The sequence below is a fragment of the Streptomyces sp. NPDC060366 genome (genome assembly GCF_042725135.1).
Lineage (GTDB): Bacteria > Actinomycetota > Actinomycetes > Streptomycetales > Streptomycetaceae > Streptomyces.
Genome location: NZ_JBHXDC010000019.1, coordinates 1 through 19,638, shown reverse-complemented (window position 1 = coordinate 19,638; position 19,638 = coordinate 1). Strand labels below are relative to the sequence as shown.

Genomic DNA, 19,638 nt, shown 5'->3' with positions numbered 1-19,638 from the left:
AACGGCGCGGTGCCTTCCCCCGGCGCCAGCGACACCCAGCTCCAGGAGATCGCCGCCGAAGCCCTCAAGGACGTCTACTTCCAGGACGGCGTCCGCCGCGCCTGCCACCGTTCCGGCGCCGGTGGTCCCGGAGGAGTTCACCGGCCCCGCGCCCGTTCCCGCCCCGGCGGCCGAAGCGCCGACGCCCCCGGCCCCGGTTCGTGCCGTACGGCCGACGCCCGCCGCGAAGCCCGCCGCGTCGTCGCGGCGCCCGGGTGTGAAGAAGGCGACGGCGAAGAAGACTACGGCGGCCGCCGTCGACCCGCGCTCCGAGAACGGTCCGCTCGCGGTCGTTGACGCCGACGCCGACGGGCAGGTGTCGGCGTACTGCGTTGGCGGCCTGGTCCTAGACGTGCCCGCCAAGTCCATTCCGGCGCTGGTCGACTGGACGCTGACCGAGGCCCGCCTCGGTCAGGCCCGGCTGCACCGCAACGGCCGCGACGCCGACCCGATCCTCGCCCTCACAGAGGCCGCGCTGGAGCGCTACGGTCTGCCCGCCGCGCTGCCGGAGGAGGAGCGGCACGCGGGCCGATTCCCGTCCGGCCACAAGGTGGTCAAGCAGATCGACCGGGCCGGACTCCGGATGAGCCAGCGCGGTCTCGGCCCGTGAGCCCGCGTACCGCGATCCCGAAGGCTCGAAGCGGCGCTGCGTCCAGCTGTGCATCCTGCCCTGGAACGCGCTGGACGTCCGGGAGTGGGGCAGGAAGGACGACCCGGAGCTGCTGCCGACGATGCACCCTGTCGACCTCGCCCGCTACCTCGGTCTGTACGCGGAGCGGGTGATGACGCCGCGCGGGACGACTGCGACGACCGGCCTGGAGCTGATGGTCGCGCTGCGCCCGCCGACCCGCGCGCAGAAGGACGAGACCACCGGCGCGTTCGGGCGGGCGTTCAACGACGACGCCCTCACCGCCGTGTACTCCGTGGTGGAGTGCGAGGTCCCCGACGAACACCCGGTCCTCAAGGGCAAGTTCGCCCGGCACCACATGCGTACCCCGTCGGAGATGCTGATGGAGGAGCCCTACGACTGGTGCCGGCCGCTGACCGACGAGGAATGCGTGAACCAGTTCCTGGTCACGGTCGACATCAACATGTCGTTCGCCGCGGCCGCGAACGGGCTCACCGTCGGGCTGAACGAGCCGACCCACCTGACCGGCAACCCGACGTTCGATGCGGCGCTGCCCGGCTCGTGGCTGGTCGATCTCTCCCACGTCGACCTCTCCCGTACGGGTCAACGGCCGCACGGTCGACGGCTCCCGGCTCCCGGCTCCCGAGCCCGCTCCGGCAGATCGCCGCCGAGGGCCTGGCCCGGATGTACTTCCGCGCCAACAACACCCGCGCACACGGCCTGGACGTGGAGTTCACGTACGTGGAGCGGCTCGACATCGAGCTGTAGACCAGCCTGCACGAAACGCCTGGTCCCCGGCAGTGGAGCTGCCGGGAACATGGCGCTTTGCGTAACGGGAGAGACTGGCCTCCGAATCCTCCTCGGCTACCAGTTGTCCTGTTCACCCTCTGGGCCAGCCGATCCTGTGGCCGCGGCCCAGTCCTCAGGGTGTGCCACGGACAACAGCCGGAACTGCTGCTCATGGGTGCTGTCGTACGGTGTGGCGGCCGACTTCGTCCGGACATGATCGTTGATGAGGAGCATCTCGATCACGCGCGCGGCGGTCTGCAGGTCGGCTTCGGTCGTTCCGGCGGGAATGGCCGTGGGGGACAGGATGGTGTCGTTCTCGTCGCGGTCGACGTAGAACCCGCGCTGCTTTGCCAGGTTGGCGGTCTGGGCAGCGGCCTCTGCTTCCTGCTGTCGTGCCTTGTGGGCCTTCTCCCACTCCTCGTAGCTCGATCCCGTGGCGCGGACGGCGCTGTAGTCGCCCCAGAACTCGGCGAGGTCGTCACCGAAGACCACCGCCTCCAGGTACTTCTTGGTGTGGCTCCTCCCATGCTGAGTCAAGGCGTCCACCGTCCGGGGCTGATCAGCATCGGAGCTCCAGTCCACCTGGAAGACGTTGTAGATCCACAGGGCCTTCCCGAGCTCCTCCTGTGCCAGGACGGTCAGGGAGTACGCCCGCCCGTAGGACCCGGCGTTCAGCAGGGTGCGGGCGTCGGTGATCAGCGAGGAGGCGTTGTCCACCAACGCCTTCCAGAACTCACGTGCCTGCCCTGGGCTCATTTCGGTCATGAACCCAGTGTGCCGACTTCCTGAACTGGTCGGCAGCACTCGCACAAAACGCCTGGGCCGAGGCGGAGTGGCAACCGCAGGTCAGGGCCCAGGCCAGGCAGCACGCGGCCTCCTCGGGCGGGCTGGTCATCTCCTGCCGGGCGTACTTCGGCCTCGGTCCGGAGGGCACCTCGGACGCGGGCCGCGAACGGGACATCACCGTCGCCGTCACCCCCTCCCACCCGGCCGCCATCCTTGCCGCACAGGAGTCCGGAGCGACGGATGCGGAGCTGCATGAGTTGGTGGCGCAGGCCATCGCGGCCGCCTATTTCAGTCAAGGCGGTGGCGGTCGCGCGCGCCTGGAGGTGAAATTCGCGGACGTGGAGTGGCTGGACATAGCGTTTTCGGAGCACATAATTCAAGGCTTCTGGAGACGTGGATAAGCGTCCGCCGAAATGCAATCTGCGGCGGACTACTATGCGAAGGTTTCGGCCGGACCTCGTGCCGTGTCGCGCGGGACGCGCCGTACGGCGCGGCACTGGCTGTCAGGGAAGGCGACCTTGACGCGGTGCTGGACCGACGTCAGGAAGACCTGGCCAACGACGGCGGCCGCCGTCAAGCCGAACTCGCGGATTGGCAACTGCTGGTGCAGTTAGTCGCCGGGAGTGGCGGGCCGAAGGACTCAGACGCCGGCGCGGTCATCCAGGAGGAGCTGGCCGAAAACCGGCGCCGGAAGGAAGCCGAGCAGCTACGGCCAGCAGCAGCAAGTGAACTGAGGGCGCGGATTCTGCGGAGTCCTCGAACACATCGTCGCCAAGCAACCCGGAGGTGACATCTGATCGTCTTGCCCGGCATGACGACCCCGCCCGCATCTTCGCTTCCGGCCCCGGAATGGTCACACTGCAGTGAGGGGGTAACTGCTGCTGATCGTCTCGGCTGCCGAGGCATAGTGGTTCCGGGACATCTCCTGTGCCTGGCCCACCTCGCACCCGCCGACCGGGCTACTTACCTGACGACGCTGTCGCCGGGCGACGACATCGACCACCGCGGCACGACGTTCACCGAGTCCCTGTTGAACGAACTCCTCAACGCCCTCCGCGACCTGACTACTGGTCGGCCTCGCTTCGGTAAATCCCGCTTTGATAGTGCGACGTTCTCCAACGCCGCCCGCTTCCAAAACGCGACGTTCACCGACGTCGTCCAGTTCGGCAACGCAACATTCTCTGACTACGCCAACTTCGGAACCGCGACATTCTGCGCCCTCACCAGTTTCCGGAACGCGACATTCTCCGCTCAGACGAGATTCGCCGACGCGACATTCTCCGCCTTCGTAAACTTCGACGGCGTGAGGTTTACTGACCGCGTCACGTTCCACGGTGCGACATTCTCTTACGCCAGCTTCGTTGGCGCGAGTTTCTCCGCCAACGTGACATTCCTAAGCGCGAAATTCACCGACGTCTCACACTTCGACAACACGACGTTCTGCCAAAAAGTCTACTTCGGTAGGGCAAGGTTCACTGACGAAACATGGTTCGACAGTGCAACGTTCACCGGCGACGCTGACTTCGGAACTGCGACGTTCTTCGGCCGCGCCAGCTTCGACGACGCCAGGTTTGCCACCCAGGCTGAGTTCGATGACGCGACGTTCACTGAGCAAGCATGGTTCGGCGGCGCGACGTTCTCCGGCCACACAAGATTCGACGGTGCGTCGTTCTCCCACGCCTGCTTCGACGGCGCGGAGTTTTTCGGCCACGCCGGGTTTGAGGGCGCGATATTCTCCGTCTGCGCCAGCTTCTGCCACGCGGAGTTCTCCGGTGCGGGTCGATTGGGCCCATTGACGTGCCAAGGAGATCTGGATCTGTCAGCAGCAATATTCGCGGTGCCGGTGACCATCGAGGCGGCTGCGAAATTCGTGTGGTGTCTACGCACGCGATGGGAGTCGACGGCGACACTACGGCTTCGGTACGCCGCCGTGGATCTTTCCGACGCCGTGATCACGCAGCCAATCGCGGTTACCGCCCACGCCGCCCCCTTCCGCACCGCTGAAGGAGTTGAGACGGGACTGACCGGTGATGCCGGTGTACGGATCATGTCACTGCGCGGGGTCGACGCCGCGCACATGGTCCTAACCAACACCGACCTGGCCGAATGCCGGTTCTTCGGCGCGTTCCACCTCGACCAGCTCCGCCTCGAAGGCGAAACCCTTTTCGCCCGTACCCCGTCCAGGATAGATATACGGCGGGGAATTCCGTTGTGGTGGACTCACCGCTTAGCCTTGGCCGAGGAGCACCACTGGAGGGCCCTGCCTGAGCACCGCCCACGGCTTCGGGCCGGATGGACCGCAGCACCACCACAGTCAGGCCCTGCGGCACGCCTGCCAGGTCCCCCAGCGCTCGCCTCGCTCTACCGACAGCTCCGCAAAGCGTTCGAGGACAGCAAGGACGAACCTGGCGCCTCCGATTTCTATTACGCGGAAACGGAGATGCGGCGCTTGGACCGCCGACATCGGCGCAGCAGGGCCGAACGCGGCCTGCTCACCGGCTATTGGGCCCTGTCCGGCTACGGTCTGCGGGCCTCCCGCGCGTTGGCCTGGCTCGCCCTGGCCATGACCACCACCGTCATAACGCTGATGATGTGGGGCCTGCCCACCAACGATCCGAAACCCCGCACCATCGGCACCCTTCCTGAAGCTGGGCAGGTCCTCGCCCTCACGACCAACACCGCCGCCCCGGCCGTCACCGGCACCCTCGGCGGCCGTTTCACAGCCGAACGGGCCACGAAGGCCATACGGATCGCGGTCAACTCCGTCATCTTCCGATCCTCCGGCCAAAACCTCACCACTACCGGAGAGAACATTGAGATGGCTTCACGCTTCTTCGAACCCGTCCTCCTCGGCTTTGCCGCAGTCGCCATCCGCAACCGCGTCAAACGCTGAACCCCAGCGGCCGCCTCTGCGCGAAGGCTGGAAGCCGCAGCGATCAGCAGCCCGGCCGCCGCTAGCGAAGGGGCAGAGCTGTGGACGAAGTCGAGTCCGCGTACGGAATGTGACCACACTCCTGTTGCGGGGTCCCGGTTCGTCCGTACCGGGGTCCGGCGGCCCGGCCCGGCGCTACCGTGGTGGCATACGCCAGATGACAGCCCAGGAGTCCCGGATGAGCCAGCAGCCGGCCACCGCGCCCGAACGCCAGCCCCTCGATGAGCACGCCGCCGAATCGGTCCGGGCGTACGCGGCCGACCAGCGCGCGAAGGTCGACGTCCTTGCTTCGGTGCTGGAGGACATCGCCGCGAACGGCTATCCCTCGCCCGAGACCGGGGTGCCGTGGGAGACGGCCCGCGACGCGCATCTCGCCCGTCTTGCTGACGAGCAGCCTCGTGTCGCCTGAGCACGGGCCGCGCCGCTCGCGCGTCATCACGGTGGAGCCCGCGCTCACCCAGCTGTCCAAGCTCACCGCAGGCGAGACGCACCGCCTGGACCGCGCGATCGTCGCCATCAGCGTCAGCCCCGAGCTGGGCACTGAGGTGCCCGGCACCCTGCTGCGCGACTACTCGGACGAGATCGACGGCGTACGGGTCATCTACTTCGTCACCGCCCTGAAGACGATCACCGTGGTGGCGTACGTCGAAGCCTGATGCTCCAAGCACCGGGGGCTCCGGATCCTGTCCGGAGCCCCCACTTGCGCGTCAATCGGGCAGGGGCACCCGGATCACAGGATCGAAGGGGCGCTTGTTGAAACCGCTGCGCACGTTGCGGCACTTCGGCGCCTTGCACATGAAGAACTCGTCGACCTTCTTACGGCCGGTGTGGTTCCTGAACCACACCTTCTCGTTCTCTGTGAGGGGACGGTGCGATTCGTCGGAGTCGCAGGTGTAGCAGAACATGACATCGGATGGCACGACACCTCCTGAAACAGGCGGGATGAGCCGAACCCGGAGCATATGAGGGCGTGTTGGGTCTCCAACAGGGACCAACCGGCCGTCTCCCAGGTGGCGGGCTGCCGAAACACGTCAGCCAGAGAGCTGACATTCGAAGGCCGGCCCCCGGCGTCACTGTCTGCTGCACGTGCCGCAGACAGTGCTGCAAAGGCAAGCGGCGCCGTGCAGCGAACGGTGTTCGTCCGCTGCACGGCGCCGCCGTACGAGCTTCAACCGGTCGTGCCGGTCGCCCAGCGCTCGAGCTCGCCCGGGTCCTTCCGCAGCAGGGTGTCGCGGCGGGACTGCGCGGTCGCCCGGGAGACGCCGGTGGCCTTTGCCAGGGAACCGTATGAGCCGCTCTGTGCGGCGTGCTGACGCACCGTAGCGTCACAGAGGGCCTCCAGCCGCTCCAGCAGGGCGGTGGTGCCGCTCAGCGCCGCAGCGAGGCCGTCCGTGGGCGTGGTCCACCGGACCAGCCGCTTCGTCCAATTTCAGCGTCCGAACGTCCGTATGCCGTACGGGTGTCAGGCGCCGGTGGTTGTTATGGCTGCGGTGGCACCGCGCTGAGACCGGGGGGTTTTGTCGCCCACGCGGCCGGGCCGGATGGTACGGGGATCGACGGCCTCGCCGGGGGCGCCTTCGTGGTAAGGGCCGTCGGGGTCGGCGTCGCGGTCATGCGGGAGAAGGAAGAAGACGCGCCGCAATTGGAGGCCGCTGTCGGGGTCCGCTTCAGCGTGGGCGTCGAGTTCGGTGTAACCGACCATGCGGCCGTCGCGTTCGTAGCGGGGCTTGCCGCGGCGGCGGACGGTCTTGTCGAGGGCCTGGCGGACGTAGTCGAGGTCGTCGGGGCTCTCCAGCCACACCACGGCGTTCTCGTGGCGGAGGTCGCTCTCGTTCAGCAGCGAGCTCATGGCTGCGGCCCCTTTTTGTCGTGGGCGGCCAGGCGGCCGGGGTGAGGAGGGTGGGCACGGTTCCGGGTGAGGGAATCGTGTTCATGATAAGTCGTGGCGGCGGCGATACGGCGGCGGCGAGAGTCAGTCATGGTCGGCCTGGGACTCGTCGTCGGAAAGAAGTCCGAGGCCTGGGTAGTACTTCTTGCCGCTCGATTTCATCATGTCGGCCGGTGAGGCGAGCGACAGTTCCTGGCGTACGCGGGTGGCAAAGGCGCGGGCGGTGGCGGGGCGGATGCCTTCGCCGGCGCTGCACCAGCTGCTGTAGGTGGCGTAGAGCAGGCCCTGTTCGACGCGGAGGTCTGCGGGGGAGCGGTCGGGGCTGCCGGTGGTGCAGCATTCGGCGAGGAAGCGGCCGATGTGGTCTTCGGTGGTGGCGTAGGCCTCGGTGGCGGTGCGGACAGTGGCAGGTCCGGCTAGAGGGTCACGGGTATCGAGGTAGAGCTGGGCTCCTTCGATGAGCCACTGGAGGATGCCGGGGCCTTCGCTCTGGACGAGTTCCTTGGCCAGGTTGTCGATCTTGCGTGCGGCGGGAACGACGCGGTCGAAGGGGATGAGGCGGATCCGGCGCCAGAAGGCGTGGCCGCCGGTGCCGACTTCGGGGCGGTGGTTGCCGAGCAGCCAGAGTTTGTGAGTGGGGTTGAAGCTGAAGAAGTCCTGGCGCATGCGGCGGGCCATGATGCGGTCGCCGCCGGTGAGGAGTTTGACGCGGGATTCGTCGAACTTGTCGTTGGGCTTCAGTTCGGAACACACGACGATGCGGCGGCCGTGGAGTTCGGTGAGTTCGGTGGAGTGCTCGGAGAACTTGCCCTTCTCCATGAGGAAGCCGGGCGGGGCCGCCTGGGCGTAGTCGCCGAGGATCTGTGTCATGACGTCGAGCAGGACGGACTTGCCGTTGGCCCCGGTGCCGTAGAGGAAGGGCAGGACCTGGGCGCCGACGTCGCCGGTGACGGAGTAGCCGAGCAGCAGGTGAAGGAAGTGGATGGTCTCCTCGCCCTTGGCGTCGTCGCCGAAGGTGTCGTGGAGGAAGCGGTGCCAGCGCGGGGTGGGCATTGCTTCGGGGGCGACGCTGGTGGCCCGCGAGTGCATGTCGGCTTCCGGGTCGGGCTTGTGGAGCCGGCCGGTGTGGAGGTCGACGACGCCGGCCGGGGTGCACAGGGCGTAGGGGTCGCCGTCCAGGACGTCGGGGTCCAAGGCAAGCGCGGGTGAGGCTTTGGCCTGGGTGAGCATGGCTTTGATGCCGGGGGTCGACATGGACCGTCGGCGGTGCGCAGCCAGGTCGCGTTCGGTGAACTGTCCGGTGGGGTCGGTTGCGGGCATCTGTTCGGCGAGGTCTCCGGCGGCCCAGACGGCGGCCTTCTCGCCGCCGGTGCGCTTCCAGCGGTACTGGTCCCAGTGGTACCAGCCCAGGCCTTCTACGTGGCGGAACTGGTCTCCGAACATCACGCCGAACAGCTTGGCGTTGCCGCGGTCGGTCAGCAGCCCGGGAAGTCGGCCCGTCGACGCGGCGGCCCCGTGGACAAGGGAGGTTGGGGTGCTCTGCTGGGCGGGCAGGGTGGGCTGGGCTGCTGCTTGAACTTCCAGATCGAGCATCTGCTGGGCTGCGGCAGTGGCGTCGAAGCGTGGGCTGTCGGCGCTGCTCATGGGCGTCCTTCGAGGTGCAGCGGGCGGCTGGAGCCGGCGGACAGGGCAGAGGTGATGACGGCCAGGCTGTGTCGGTGGCGATGGGGGCGGGCGGCGTCGGCCGCTGCGGTCAGCAGATCGCGTGCCTGACTCTCTGTGAGGTGACCGCCCGCGATGAGACCGCCGGCGGTGTAGGACGCGCGGTTCAGCTTCTCGGTGAAGGCGGTTCCTTCGACTGCTGCCGCGCAGGCTTCGACTTGGGCGAGGAGCGGCTCCAGGAGCCGGTGGGCACGTTTCGTGGCCGGTCGGGTCGCCGCGCGGCGCGGGGACGGCAGAGGCTCAGGCTGGTCATCGGTCCGATGGCCGGTGCGCTGGAGCTCGGCGGCGAGCCAGGACGGCAGCAGGGCGGGAAAGCGTGCGGTCCCGACCGGTGTGTAAGTGCCGGCGGGTGTGCGGGTGGTGGGGGTCACGATGTATCCGCCCGTGGCACGGACATCAACTTGCCAGGCCAAGGCGACCTTGGGACTGGAGCCCACCGATGAGCGGTAGTGCGGGACTTGCTCGGGTGTGCGGTACCAGACGTGCAGCCCGCCGGAAGGTGTGCAGACGCGCAGGGTCGAACGGTCGTCCGCCGGGCTTTGCTGGCCACGGAGAGCGGCCAGCAGGGCAAGGGTGTCGAATCCTGAGGCCAGGCCTGCCAGGTTGACGCTCTCGTGGATGGGGATGCCGGGCAGGAGCCGGTTCCGGTCAGGCACTTGAGCGCTGTGCGTGTCGATGTCAAGAACGAGAAGGCCTGCCGGGCCGCAGGAGACGCCGACGCCGAATGCGGGTTTGTTTCCCCACCATGCGTCCAGAAGCGCAGTATTCGTGGTTGCTGCATGGAATCCGTGGCACCACCGGCCTGCGGGGACACATGGGCAATCCTGGGGCCGGTGGGGCTCGTTCCGGCACGATGGGCAGTTCGCGGCAGGGATCTTGCGGCCTGGGGCGAGCGGGTGGACGGGCCAGCCGTTCGAAGCACACCAGCGGGCGATGTCGTGGGGACTCGCAGTTCCCGCCAGCGGCGGATCGCTGGTCTCACCATGACGCGGCACGCTGATCGTCCTACCCGAGGGGCCAACAGCTTCGTTCAGTCCCTCACGGCAAAAGGCCTGCTCACAGCGTTGTAGTCGCCGGATGAGGGACTGAAGGGACTGAGTTTTCCAATACCGTCCGACCTTACATCAGCCGCCTGGGAGCGGTGGCAGCTCTTTCTCTTCTTCAGTCCCTTCAGTCCCTTTGCCACCTGGGGAGTTGGGGCTAGCCCCAAGGCTCGCTCCAGCCTGATCTGCTCGGACGACCGGGCGTGTCGCGGCCCGGCTCCGCGGTGGCGGCTCGGAGGGACTCAAGGGTTTCACACCAACTTGGTCTCCGTTCAGTCCCTGCGTAAAACAGCAGGTCAACACCAATATGCCGTACAGGCAGGGACTGAAGGGACTGAAAATCCCAGTTATGAACGGCTCAGGGTAGAAGGGCTTCAGTCCGTACGCGCGCATCCACACGCACCCGTGATCAACAGAACTAGAGATTTCAGTCCCTTGAGTCCCTTGAGTCCCTTGCCCTCGGCACCGGAAGCGGCTTGACCAGCTTCTTTCCAGCAGAGCCAGGTTAGGGACTCAAAGAGACCGACTCCTGGTGGGCAGGTCCAGACGCACGGGCCCGCCCAGGCCTGGCAAGCCCTTGGCGCGATCTGCGGGGCCATCCGTGGCATCCGTGCCCACAAGGTCGGGGCTTGGCTCCGAGCCGAAGCCGACACCGTTTTCGAAGGAGCAGCAGCTGGCCCCCCGGAGCCGCTGGGCCAGCGCAAAGACCGGCCTTGGGCGATGGTCGTCGTCGCGGTCCCCAACTGACCGGGCATGCCCGCGCCGTGGCCGCCGGCCGCTGGCGGCCACGCCAGCGCCCTGCCGAAGAACGACGGCCGCGGCGCCCTCGCCGAAGTCGTCCTCCGCGAAGCGGACGGACGCCTGTCCGTGCCGCTGCAGCGCACCGCCCGCTGTGCCCAGAAACGCGCCCGGCTCGTCCGGGGCCCTCCCCACGCGGCTGGACCGCCTTGCCGAAAACATTCCGGCTGCCACGTAGCCCCCAGGGCAACTCGCGCTATTTAGGGGTGGAGGAAAACGCAACGGCGGCTTGGTCAGCTCTTGCTCTGTGTGGGGGCTGGGTGTGCAGGCAATAAGCGCACCTGGACGCCGTGTCGACGCGTCCGAAGCTCCGCCGCCACGCCCCGTGCCCCCGGACCGGCCCGCGCCCGACCGCGCGCCCCGGACATGTCATCACCGGCTGGCCGGAAGCCGAAGCTGATCACCCAGCCGTCGCCCTCGGCAGTTTTGCGCGCCAGCGCGCAGGACCCCTTCCGCAGAGCGCTTATCACCATTGTTGGCCGTCTCGACCGCCAGATGACGGCGAGACAGTCATCGGTGTCGCAGATGACGGCCACTCCTGTAGGTATCCGCTTTCCTCTCAAACTTGGCAGCTACGGGGATGACTCCAGCTGCGGTCTGCCTTCCGGTCGCTCCCAACTCCTGACCATCCTGCGCCAGCGGCGTACCTGGGCACAGAGAATCCGCAGCACCGATGGCCCCAAGGCGCCGAACCACGTGTCCATCACCCCCCTGAGCTGTTCCACCGCCCCTACGGCAACACACTGAACGCCGCAGATCGGCGGGCCCAAGGCGGATTCAAGCTTTTCCGAAGGTCTCCCGACGACCGCTCCTTCACTGTGAAAACGGACCTCAACGACAGGCGAAGCCCTGCGGGTTGGTGATTCGAAGCGAAACGCCTCCAGGTTCGCGGTAGCCGCGATCAACGCTGCCGCGACCGTCCTGTGGTTCTCGAGTCTGCAGCAGCCCAGAAAACTCCTCTACCACACCCGGCGCTTGTGGGGCGCGCCCATGATGCGAGGTTCTGGCAAACCGGCGAACAGCCCTGACAACAGATCAGAAAGTCGTAAACACACAGAGAAGACGGCGCATCGCGACTGTGTTCCGAGCACGCCACTGTTGTCGCTGGGGAAGCGTCAATGACGACTCGGACGCACTCACGAACCCGCGAAGGAACGAGGACAGGACCGTTCAGACGGTCGCAGAGCTGCCTGTCGAGCAATTGGGCCGCACATCCGATGTCCGCATAGGAGAAGTGATGCAGAGATCAAATGTCAGCACGGCAAGACTCGCCGCGAAGGCGTGGTTGATCGCCATATTGGCGCTACTGGGGTCGATAGTGCCGGCGCAAGCCGAGCCCGCCGTCGAAGCGTCCGCAACCGTGATTCCGAACCGATTCATGACGTGGAACACCAACGGGCAGGACCTCGGTTCGACGGAAATGCTCGTGGAGCAGGTGAGGCGTTTTCGGCCGCAAGTAGTCGCGTTCCAGGAATCCTGTCTGAACGAGGTGCAGGAGGCCGTTGAGGAACTCAAGGAACTGGGCCTGGAGTATGGCTACCGAGTGGGACTGCATGCTTGGCTCCCCGGCTTTGGGTGCAACGCTCAGCGGGTGGGTACAGCAGTCATCTACGCCAAGGGCACCCTGGTGAAGGGGCACAACAGGAAGGGTTACAGCGTAGATGAGGGATGGCGGGAAGCGCGTGGCATCCAGTCGTTCCATACAAAAATCGATGGTCAGTGGGTTCGGGTATTCAACACTCACCTGAGTAGTCCGTGGCCGGAGTACGAGGAAATGAGGGAACAGCAGGTCGATGAACTAGTGGCTGCCACGCGACCGCACTCACGCGCGCTGGTTCTCGGTGACCTCAATACCCGGCCGTGGAGGACACAAGTTACGGGGCCGATCTGGCAGGCGGGGTTCCGGGATGTCGACCAGTTCTGCGGAGAGACCAAATCCGATCGGTGTAATCGGACAGTCGGTACGAAAGGCGATGCAAAGTTCGATTACATCCTTCACCGACGCGTAAACTCCCTCCACTGTCGGATTCATACGGTCAACACGGATCACCGGCTCGTGATCAGCGATGTCACCCTGGCCCAGGGCCCTCAGAGACCGTGCACTGTGACCTGATCTCTCGACATCGTTGAGGGTGAACCTCGGTAGAGCAGGGCTCCCAACGTCCCTGCTCTACCAGGGTTCACGTTCCCGGCTGCTATGGCTGGAACTACCGCATGTCCTTCGCCAGCCGCTTCTTCGCCCTCATCGACTACGGCCTCCGCGACCGGCATTCCTTCCGTCGGTCGCGAGCGCCTGAACCGGTTGGAGGTCGCGCCCGCCCTGAGAGGGTTGCACGGGCGGGGGCTGAACTGTTGGCTGGATGGTTGCTCCAGCAAGTCTGGAGGCTGCCGCGTACGCGCTGGGGCGGCCGGTGAGGGAGATGGGCGGCACTGCGCGCGGTGCGGGCACCACCGGGGTCGCGCACCCGATGTCGGTGAACGAGACGGTGATCGCGCTGCTGGGGCCGAAGCCGGACCTGGCCCTGCTCACGAAGGAGTTGCCGGAAGCGCAGGCTGCCGCCCGGGCCGCGGTGGAGGCTCCGGCGGGTGTGGGCACGATCGGCTCCTACGCGACCGAGGTGGTGCTGCCGTTCGCCGGGACGTGGACCACCCCGGGCCGGGCCGCGGTCCACGCGGACATCGTCCTGACCGCCCCGGAGGACGGGATACCGCTGCTGTTCATCGAGGTCGACAACTGCCACGAGAGTCCGCAGAAGATCGCCGCCAAGTTCCACGGCTACCAGCGGTTCTTCCGGCGCACGGTCAAGGACACCGACGGACACCAGCGGCCGATGTGGCGCACCCGCTGGTGGACACCGGAGCACCGGCCCGGCGACGAGCGCCCGCACCCGCCGGTCCTGCTGGTGTTCCACCGCATCGGCAAGCGCAACCCCGACCTCGTCATGCGCAAGGTCGCCGAACTCACCACCGGCATCTGGCAGGGCCGGGCGCACCGGGGCGGCCACCACACCTACGACGGGTGCATCCCGATCGTGGCCATCGGCCTGAACCTGCTGCGCGAGCACGGCCTGGACGGTCCCGCCTTCCACCGGATAGGCCGGCCCGTCTTCCAGTCCCTGAAGGACGCGATCGGCAACCCGCGCGGGGAAGCCGCCGCCGCCCGCGCCCCTGCGGCCGAAGCACGCGCCGACGCACAGAGGACAGCCGAGCGCGAGGCACGACGGCCGGTCTGCGCCGACTGCGGGGCCGCGTTCTTCGTGCTGCCGTCGCGGTTGAGGCGGAGCGCGCGGCCGATGTTCTGCACGATCTCGACCTGGGAGCCGCGGGTATCCGCGAAGCAGATCGCCTCGACTCCCCGTTCGCCGGTGATGTCGACGCCTTCCCCGAGCACGCGAACGCTGGCGAGGAAGGCGCGGTGCACCCGGCGCCCGGCGGCGTCGATGCCGTTGGCGAACTGGCGCAGGACCTCGCGGCGTTCGGATACGAGGTGGTCGCCGCACAGCCATGCCGACCACACCCGGTCCGGCGGGACGTGGCGGCTGGCCTCGAGTTCGTAGAACTCCGCGTCGACCGAGGACGCGGGGAGCTTGTCGGCGGCGGCCAGGTCGTCGTCCGAGGCGTCGTTGATGTACAGCTCCGCGGCCGTCTCCGGGAGCTTGTCCGCGAACGCGGCCGCTTCCTCGACTTTCTGGTGGAACGTCATGACCGTACGCAGGTTGTACGCGGCGGCGTGCTCCAGCAGGGCGGTCTGCAACAGGGCCAGGCGCCGGCCCCGTCGCGCCTCCTCTGCCTCCCCGTGGACCGGCGAGGGATCGCGGATCTCGTTCGCCGACCTTGACCAGGTCACGTCGGGGATGCAGCCGGGCAACGTGACCGTCGTGGGAGCCGCGAGCGGCGTGGGCAAGTCCACGTTCGCGCTCAACGCCGCGGTCGCCGCCGCCAAGACGGGCGCCCCGGTGATGTTCTCCTCGCTGGAGATGAGTTCCACCGAGCTGATGCAGAAGATCGCCGCCGCCGAGGGCGGGATCGCGCTGCACCACATGACGCACGAGGGCCTGCTCAGCGCGGAGGGCTGGGAGAAAGTCCGGCGCCTGGGCCCGGAGCTGTTCCGGGATCTGCCGCTGCGGGTCTACCGGCCCGACGGCGCCGTACTGGGTGACATCGCGTCGGCGGTGCGGGCCTGCGCCCGCGACGGAGGCCTCGCGCTCCTGGTGGTCGACTACCTCCAGCTCGTGGAGGTCGAGCAGTCCCGCAACGCCACCCGCGAGCAGGCCGTCGCAGCCGTCTCACGGGGCCTGAAGAACCTTTCCGTGGAGCTGAACTGCCACGTCATCGCCCTGTCCCAGCTCAATGACACCGGGCTCATGCGCGAGTCGCGGGCGATCAAGAACGACGCGTCCGTCGTGCTCAAGATCGAGCGCCCGGACGCCGACGACCCGTTCACGCCGCGCGCCGGGGAGGCCGATCTCGTGGTCGAGAAGAACAGGTTCGGCCCGACCGCGACGATCACGGTCGCCTTCCAGGGCCACTACAGCCGGTTCCTGGACATGAGCCAGACCTGAGCACACCGCCGGGAAGGCGCTCAGCGCGCCTCTGAGTGCCTTCCCGGACCGCGTGGGACTGCTCGGGCCGACACGGCGTCAGAACGGCGCTCAGGAAGGCGTACGGCGCCTCGACGGCAGGAGTGCGGATGGACGGCGGCCGATCGGCGTACGAGCAGACCTACCGAGAGCTGCTGGAGGTCGTGGCGCGGCTGGACATCCTGAGGCGGCACGACGGCGGCGGGGTCGAACCGCTGGCCAACTCTGCGATGTACGCGGCCAGCCACGCCGCGTGGAGCCTGTTGCGCACCTTGCGCCCAGGCGCGGTGGCACCGGTCTTCGCCGACAGGGGCGACAAGTACCTGGAACTGGCGCGGGAATGGTCGGCCGTCGGCGCTCCGCCGTGGGACGCCACGTATGCCCGGCGCCTGGCCGTGCGGGCGTGCCCGGCCTGTGACCAGCACGGGTGGGTCGAGGATGACGACGACGACAATCCGCTCCGCCGCTGCGCCCACCCGGACGTGCCCACGGCGCGGGCGGAGGACATGGCTGTCAAGTCGCGGGTTCCGGCGGGGGGAAGCCTCCTAGACCCGTGACGTGGCCCGTACGGCATTCTCCCGCGTTTTCGCCCCGCCCTGGTCTCCCTCGGCGGGGCGTCTCGTGTTCGGCGCTCAGATCGGCGTACAGCGCTTCGTGTTGGCGGGGGCGGGTTCTAGCACCCGGGCGGCGGGCGGCGGTTGAGGTGGCCTGTCGCGGGGTTGCGGGGCTTGGGTGGTGGGCTGCTAGGTGCTAGAGCGCTGGTCAGGGCGGTGCGCCTAGCAGCGGGGGCCGCTAGGTCTAGCACTCCCGCTAGCGGTCGCTCTGGATCTCTTTTCCGGGTCTCGCTCAGTCGGTCGGGTAGGGGTCTGTGCTTCTCAAATGACCCTCTGTGAGAAGTAGTCGGCGGCCCGGCGCCCCCTTGACCAGCTTGCTGACGTGCGGGTTTACCTCACCGCGGGCCGGTCCCAAGGCGCCCTATGAAGCGCCCTGTGCGGCGCCCTGTCGGGCGCCTTGTGCGGCGCCCTATGAGGCGCCTTGTGAAGCGCCCTCCCGGCCGGCGCCAGGCCGGTCGTCATCATCACGGCCGCGATCTGGTGAATCCGGGATCCCAACGCACGTGTGCGTGGCGGCCCCGATAGCTTCGTCAGCCGCGCCGGGGCCGTTCGGCGTGACGGAGGGGGTGCGGTGCACGGCAAGGAACCCGAACTTGAGGCGTGGGTCTACCTGGTGGGGTCGGTGGCGGCCCGGCCGGTCAAGATCGGTACGGCGGCGGACGTGGCCGCGCGCCTGCGTGACCTCCAGTGCGGGTCACCGGTCCGGCTCCACGTCATGTGGCAGACCCGTGGCGGACGCCGTCTTGAGCATGCTCTTCACCAGCGGTTCGCCGCGTACCGGAGCCACGGGGAGTGGTTCGACTTCGGCGAGGACCACCCCGTGGCCATCATCGCGACCGCTGCGGTCGATCTCGGCTGCCGCTCCTACCCGTCCACGGAACTGCCGGACTCCAGCGCGTTGCCCGCCGCGCCGCACGTTGCCGAGGCGAGCCGCTTGGCCGGCCTGATGCGCGATGCCTTCTCCCGCGCCGGTGACCCGCAGTCGATGAGCGTCGCCCAGCTCCTTGAGCACCTGTGCGCCGCGGACCCGGATACCTGGCGGCAGTGGGACCACCGGCCAGACCGGCTGGCGATGGCCGGCCGGACGATCGCGACCGTCTTCCGAGCCGCCCAGTTCGATCTGTCCAGCCTGCGCCTGCGGCTTCCGGGCCGTCCGACCGGCTACACGCTCGAACAGGTGGCCCGAGCCGCCCTCCGCTCGGGGGCTGGCGGCCCGGATCTGTGAGCGCCGCGCCGCAGGGTCGGCCGGTCGCCGGGCAGGTCGATTTGGGGGGCCACCGCGTGCCGCGCCCGCCCACGCGTGAGGGAGACCCGCCGCGCCGCAGACGCGTTCAGCTTCCCCAGGAGGGGATCGCGGGGAAGCTGAACGCGCGGGCCCATGCTCGCGCGCCCCGTACGGCCGGGCCTGCCGGGGCGCGCCGACGTGCGGCGCGTCCGGGTGCGGGCGGGTCCGTACGGCCGCACCCGTCCGTACGGGGGTGCCCGGCCGGGGTCGGCGGCCCGCCGGTCGAACATCTGGCGGAGCCAGAACACCCGTTGCTGGGCGCCGGTCGGGGGTCGCGCGCGTTTCGGTGTGCACGCGTGCACGTGCACACCGTGCACACGCGTGAGGGGCGGGCCGGTCACCGCCTGGCGGTCGCCGCGGTTCCGGTGCCCAGGGTCCGGCGCCGGGCGGCCGGCACCGCGACGGGCTCGTCGACCGAGGAGACCGCGACCGTGGTCGTTGGGAGGCGTTCGGCGGCGAGCTGCGCGCGCGGCGGCGACGTTGGCGACAACCCGGAGTTCTCGGACGGTCCGGTGCCCAGCGGGCGGCGGGTGATCATCCGCCCAGTCTGCGTGCCGCTCGGGATCGAGGTGTTCATCTTCTTCACCGCCGCCACCGGGCGCCCAGGGCGATCCCAAGGCGCGCGCGTGTCGCGCACGCGCGAGGCAGTGAACTTCTACGGTCCCGCGCACGAGACGGAACCGACGGCGAACGTCTCCTAGGTGCAGCGCGAGTTCGGATTGCCGGGCGGCGCCGGATGGACCTCTCCCGAGCCTGCCGGTAGAGGTGTTGGCGCGCCGGACGAGCTTGCCCACAGGGCCTGGCCTGCGGCAACGGGGGCCAGGTCCGGAAAGGGGGTCCCACCTGCGGCAGTGCCCGCGGTCCCCCGTCCGATCCCCTCGTCCACCACCCACCGGATCCCACGGTCCAGCCAACTCCCGGCCCTCGCCTCCGGAGCCGGAGATGGCGTCCGTGGCCGACCCGAAGGGCTACAGGTTCGGACACGCCTTCTTCATCTTCCGCTTGTCACGTTCTGTAGCGGCGAGGCGAGGCGGCGCGAGGCGAGGCGAGCCGGGAACCCCCTCCCTGCCAGGGCTGCGGCCGTCCGCTGGGGGCCGGGCAGGGGTTTTGCGCTCGCGCCGCCTCGCCTCGCCGCTACGGACAGTCAGGGCCGGTTCCGGAGCCAGGCCACTCGGAATGTCAGGTGCGCGGGGGATGGTGAGTGCCTGGTCGTAGAAAGGAGTTGCCGGGCTTGCCCCGCCGTGTCGCACGGTGCTGTCCGGCCCGCTCCCAGCGTGGCCAAGGAGTGAGGACACCTCTTCCGCAGTGATCCGCGCACCCGATGCGCCCGACCCGAAAGGACTTCGGTCATGTCGACCCCGACCGGTCCGCAGGATCCGCCCATACCCGCCGTGCCGCAGCCGCCGGCGCCCGTCCCGGCCCCGGTGGCGCCGTCGCTGATGCCCGTCGTGGTGCTGCTGGCGTTCGTGGTGCTGCTCCTGGCGGCCGGGGTGGTCGCGTACGTGGTCTACGTTCATCCCGATGCCCGGGAACCCATGGGGGCGGCCCTGGCCGTTGTGGGGATCCTGGCCCCGCTCATGTACGCGGCGCTCCTGCTTCGCCGGTGACCGGCCGGGCGGGTCCCGGCGGACGAGGTGTGGGGGTACTCACGTGAGTACCCCCACACACGGTCAGCCGCACGGTCGAGAGTCGCGTGAACGCGGTGCTTCGGGGTGCGCCGTGGTGGTGCCGACAGTGCGTTGCAAGATTTCGCGGGATCCCGCGTCACATTCCGCGGCTGCCACCCCATAACTAAGTCGCAAGTGACGACCCCCACGCGAGCGAGCTTACTCACTGCCTCTCAGGCCAGAGCCAGGGCTTGCGCCGCTTGGTCCTCGCCGGTCCATTCTGCTGCCCGGCACTCCAGGAGCCCCGGCCGTCAAGCCCTCGCGAATCCGTCCCTGACCCCCGTCTGACGAGGCGTGACACGGATTTTCGCGAGGAATGGAGACCAGCCGCCGGATCCAGGACTGTGTCCCCGGCCCGCCCCGAGACGCAAAGGGGCGAAGCACTCCACCTCGCGTACGGCCTTCGTACGCCCGACCTGAAGGAACCGCCATGTCTGCTCCGACCGTCCCGACCTACCAGCCCTCCCCCGTCTCCGAGCCGCTGCCGCCGGCGCCCGCCCCGGCGTCGACGGCCGTCGTGGTGATGGCTGTGTCGCTGGCCCTGGTGGTGGTCCTGGTGGTGTCGCTTGCATGCGGGAGCGTCGCCTACCTCACCTACCAGCACCCCGCGCTCGAAGCGCCCCTGACGATCGCGCTGACCGCTCTGATGGCGGTGGCCGCGGTGGTGGCCGCCGTGGCCGCCACCGTTGCCCTGCTGCGCCGCCCGTGACGCGGAACGGCCGGTACGGGGCGCACCCTGTACCGGCCCGAGTTCCGGACTCCCGTACTTCCGGAGTCTGTTACTCCGGAAGTCTGTTACTTCCGGATCCGGGAGCTTTCCGGGCGGTCTTGCGGGGGAGGACGGAGCGCAGCAGTTCGCTCTCGGTG

At 68.4% G+C, this 19,638-nt stretch carries 17 protein-coding genes and 3 pseudogenes; 14 read left to right on the top strand and 6 right to left on the bottom strand.

Annotated features, from left to right (window positions below; genetic code table 11):
- Positions 1-21 precede the first annotated feature (21 nt).
- Both ACFWHU_RS31900 and ACFWHU_RS31895 read left to right on the top strand, forming a co-directional pair.
- Positions 22-102 (top strand): annotated as a pseudogene (locus ACFWHU_RS31900) (XRE family transcriptional regulator); the annotation flags it as partial.
- 19 nt (positions 103-121) lie between these two features.
- On the top strand, positions 122-649 hold the full coding sequence (locus tag ACFWHU_RS31895; protein ID WP_387229319.1) for a hypothetical protein: 528 nt from the start codon (positions 122-124) through the stop codon (positions 647-649).
- Between the two features lie 882 nt (positions 650-1,531).
- On the opposite strand, the gene ACFWHU_RS31890 is transcribed toward ACFWHU_RS31895, so the two are convergent.
- Complete coding sequence (locus ACFWHU_RS31890) at positions 1,532-2,221, bottom strand: AbiV family abortive infection protein (protein WP_387229081.1); 690 nt, start codon at positions 2,219-2,221, stop codon at positions 1,532-1,534.
- A 20-nt stretch (positions 2,222-2,241) separates the two neighbouring features.
- Here ACFWHU_RS31890 and tpg point away from each other — a divergent pair, with 20 nt between their 5' ends.
- The 4 genes from tpg (at position 2,242) to ACFWHU_RS31870 (ending at position 5,830) form a co-directional block, all read left to right on the top strand.
- Entirely contained in the window at positions 2,242-2,643 is a 402-nt protein-coding gene (tpg, locus tag ACFWHU_RS31885; protein WP_387229309.1) for a telomere-protecting terminal protein Tpg, read from the top strand.
- A 410-nt stretch (positions 2,644-3,053) separates the two neighbouring features.
- The gene (locus ACFWHU_RS31880; RefSeq protein ID WP_387229078.1) at positions 3,054-5,135 is read left to right on the top strand and encodes a pentapeptide repeat-containing protein; all 2,082 of its coding nucleotides are present in this window, start codon (positions 3,054-3,056) and stop codon (positions 5,133-5,135) included.
- Between the two features lie 217 nt (positions 5,136-5,352).
- Positions 5,353-5,583 carry a hypothetical protein gene (locus ACFWHU_RS31875; protein WP_387229076.1) on the top strand — a complete coding sequence of 77 codons (231 nt, stop codon included), beginning with the start codon at positions 5,353-5,355 and terminating at the stop codon, positions 5,581-5,583.
- Positions 5,573-5,830: a hypothetical protein gene (locus ACFWHU_RS31870; RefSeq protein WP_387229074.1), complete on the top strand. Its 258-nt coding sequence runs from the start codon at positions 5,573-5,575 to the stop codon at positions 5,828-5,830. The genes ACFWHU_RS31875 and ACFWHU_RS31870 overlap by 11 nt, the downstream gene beginning before the upstream one ends.
- A 51-nt stretch (positions 5,831-5,881) precedes the next feature.
- Here the strand turns inward: ACFWHU_RS31870 and ACFWHU_RS31865 are convergent, their stop codons facing one another.
- From ACFWHU_RS31865 to ACFWHU_RS31850, 4 genes are all read right to left on the bottom strand, one after another.
- Positions 5,882-6,079 carry a hypothetical protein gene (locus ACFWHU_RS31865; RefSeq protein WP_387229307.1) on the bottom strand — a complete coding sequence of 66 codons (198 nt, stop codon included), beginning with the start codon at positions 6,077-6,079 and terminating at the stop codon, positions 5,882-5,884.
- A gap of 557 nt (positions 6,080-6,636) precedes the next feature.
- The gene (locus tag ACFWHU_RS31860) at positions 6,637-7,023 is read right to left on the bottom strand and encodes a DUF6009 family protein (RefSeq protein WP_387229072.1); all 387 of its coding nucleotides are present in this window, start codon (positions 7,021-7,023) and stop codon (positions 6,637-6,639) included.
- 123 nt (positions 7,024-7,146) lie between these two features.
- On the bottom strand, positions 7,147-8,706 hold the full coding sequence (locus tag ACFWHU_RS31855) for a phage/plasmid primase, P4 family (RefSeq protein ID WP_387229070.1): 1,560 nt from the start codon (positions 8,704-8,706) through the stop codon (positions 7,147-7,149).
- Positions 8,703-9,719 carry a bifunctional DNA primase/polymerase gene (locus ACFWHU_RS31850; RefSeq protein WP_387229305.1) on the bottom strand — a complete coding sequence of 339 codons (1,017 nt, stop codon included), beginning with the start codon at positions 9,717-9,719 and terminating at the stop codon, positions 8,703-8,705. The genes ACFWHU_RS31855 and ACFWHU_RS31850 overlap by 4 nt, the downstream gene beginning before the upstream one ends.
- Before the next feature lie 2,143 nt (positions 9,720-11,862).
- On the opposite strand from ACFWHU_RS31850, the gene ACFWHU_RS31845 reads away from it, so the two are divergent.
- Together ACFWHU_RS31845 and ACFWHU_RS31840 are read left to right on the top strand one after the other, a co-directional pair.
- Complete coding sequence (locus ACFWHU_RS31845) at positions 11,863-12,738, top strand: endonuclease/exonuclease/phosphatase family protein (protein ID WP_387229067.1); 876 nt, start codon at positions 11,863-11,865, stop codon at positions 12,736-12,738.
- A 247-nt stretch (positions 12,739-12,985) separates the two neighbouring features.
- Positions 12,986-13,369 (top strand): annotated as a pseudogene (locus ACFWHU_RS31840) (hypothetical protein); the annotation flags it as partial.
- Between the two features lie 503 nt (positions 13,370-13,872).
- Here the strand turns inward: ACFWHU_RS31840 and ACFWHU_RS31835 are convergent.
- Positions 13,873-14,448, bottom strand: a pseudogene (locus ACFWHU_RS31835) (helicase); the annotation flags it as partial.
- Positions 14,449-14,479: 31 nt separating this feature from the next.
- Here ACFWHU_RS31835 and ACFWHU_RS31830 point away from each other — a divergent pair.
- The 6 genes from ACFWHU_RS31830 to ACFWHU_RS31805 all read left to right on the top strand — a co-directional run bounded on the left by ACFWHU_RS31830 (position 14,480) and on the right by ACFWHU_RS31805 (position 19,480).
- Positions 14,480-15,187 carry a DnaB-like helicase C-terminal domain-containing protein gene (locus ACFWHU_RS31830; protein WP_387229303.1) on the top strand — a complete coding sequence of 236 codons (708 nt, stop codon included), beginning with the start codon at positions 14,480-14,482 and terminating at the stop codon, positions 15,185-15,187.
- A 128-nt stretch (positions 15,188-15,315) separates the two neighbouring features.
- Positions 15,316-15,762: a hypothetical protein gene (locus tag ACFWHU_RS31825; protein ID WP_387229064.1), complete on the top strand. Its 447-nt coding sequence runs from the start codon at positions 15,316-15,318 to the stop codon at positions 15,760-15,762.
- Positions 15,763-16,390: 628 nt separating this feature from the next.
- Positions 16,391-17,044 carry a GIY-YIG nuclease family protein gene (locus ACFWHU_RS31820; RefSeq protein WP_387229062.1) on the top strand — a complete coding sequence of 218 codons (654 nt, stop codon included), beginning with the start codon at positions 16,391-16,393 and terminating at the stop codon, positions 17,042-17,044.
- 356 nt (positions 17,045-17,400) lie between these two features.
- A complete protein-coding gene (locus ACFWHU_RS31815) occupies positions 17,401-17,805 on the top strand; it encodes a hypothetical protein (RefSeq protein ID WP_387229060.1) in 405 nt (134 codons plus the stop codon).
- Between the two features lie 648 nt (positions 17,806-18,453).
- Entirely contained in the window at positions 18,454-18,711 is a 258-nt protein-coding gene (locus tag ACFWHU_RS31810; RefSeq protein WP_387229058.1) for a hypothetical protein, read from the top strand.
- A gap of 490 nt (positions 18,712-19,201) precedes the next feature.
- A complete protein-coding gene (locus tag ACFWHU_RS31805) occupies positions 19,202-19,480 on the top strand; it encodes a hypothetical protein (protein ID WP_387229056.1) in 279 nt (92 codons plus the stop codon).
- The last annotated feature ends 158 nt before the right edge of the window (positions 19,481-19,638 follow it).

What these genes read in the sequence shown, in the direction of transcription:
- ACFWHU_RS31855 (WP_387229070.1), bottom strand. Translation starts at nt 8,706, where the DNA reads ATGAGCAGCGCCGACAGCCCACGCTTCGACGCCACTGCCGCAGCCCAG.
- ACFWHU_RS31875 (WP_387229076.1), top strand. Translation starts at nt 5,353, where the DNA reads ATGAGCCAGCAGCCGGCCACCGCGCCCGAACGCCAGCCCCTCGATGAG.
- ACFWHU_RS31825 (WP_387229064.1), top strand. Translation starts at nt 15,316, where the DNA reads ATGGACGGCGGCCGATCGGCGTACGAGCAGACCTACCGAGAGCTGCTG.
- ACFWHU_RS31805 (WP_387229056.1), top strand. Translation starts at nt 19,202, where the DNA reads ATGTCTGCTCCGACCGTCCCGACCTACCAGCCCTCCCCCGTCTCCGAG.
- ACFWHU_RS31890 (WP_387229081.1), bottom strand. Translation starts at nt 2,221, where the DNA reads ATGACCGAAATGAGCCCAGGGCAGGCACGTGAGTTCTGGAAGGCGTTG.
- ACFWHU_RS31865 (WP_387229307.1), bottom strand. Translation starts at nt 6,079, where the DNA reads ATGTTCTGCTACACCTGCGACTCCGACGAATCGCACCGTCCCCTCACA.
- ACFWHU_RS31845 (WP_387229067.1), top strand. Translation starts at nt 11,863, where the DNA reads ATGCAGAGATCAAATGTCAGCACGGCAAGACTCGCCGCGAAGGCGTGG.
- ACFWHU_RS31860 (WP_387229072.1), bottom strand. Translation starts at nt 7,023, where the DNA reads ATGAGCTCGCTGCTGAACGAGAGCGACCTCCGCCACGAGAACGCCGTG.
- ACFWHU_RS31830 (WP_387229303.1), top strand. Translation starts at nt 14,480, where the DNA reads ATGCAGCCGGGCAACGTGACCGTCGTGGGAGCCGCGAGCGGCGTGGGC.
- ACFWHU_RS31810 (WP_387229058.1), top strand. Translation starts at nt 18,454, where the DNA reads ATGTCGACCCCGACCGGTCCGCAGGATCCGCCCATACCCGCCGTGCCG.
- ACFWHU_RS31880 (WP_387229078.1), top strand. Translation starts at nt 3,054, where the DNA reads ATGACGACCCCGCCCGCATCTTCGCTTCCGGCCCCGGAATGGTCACAC.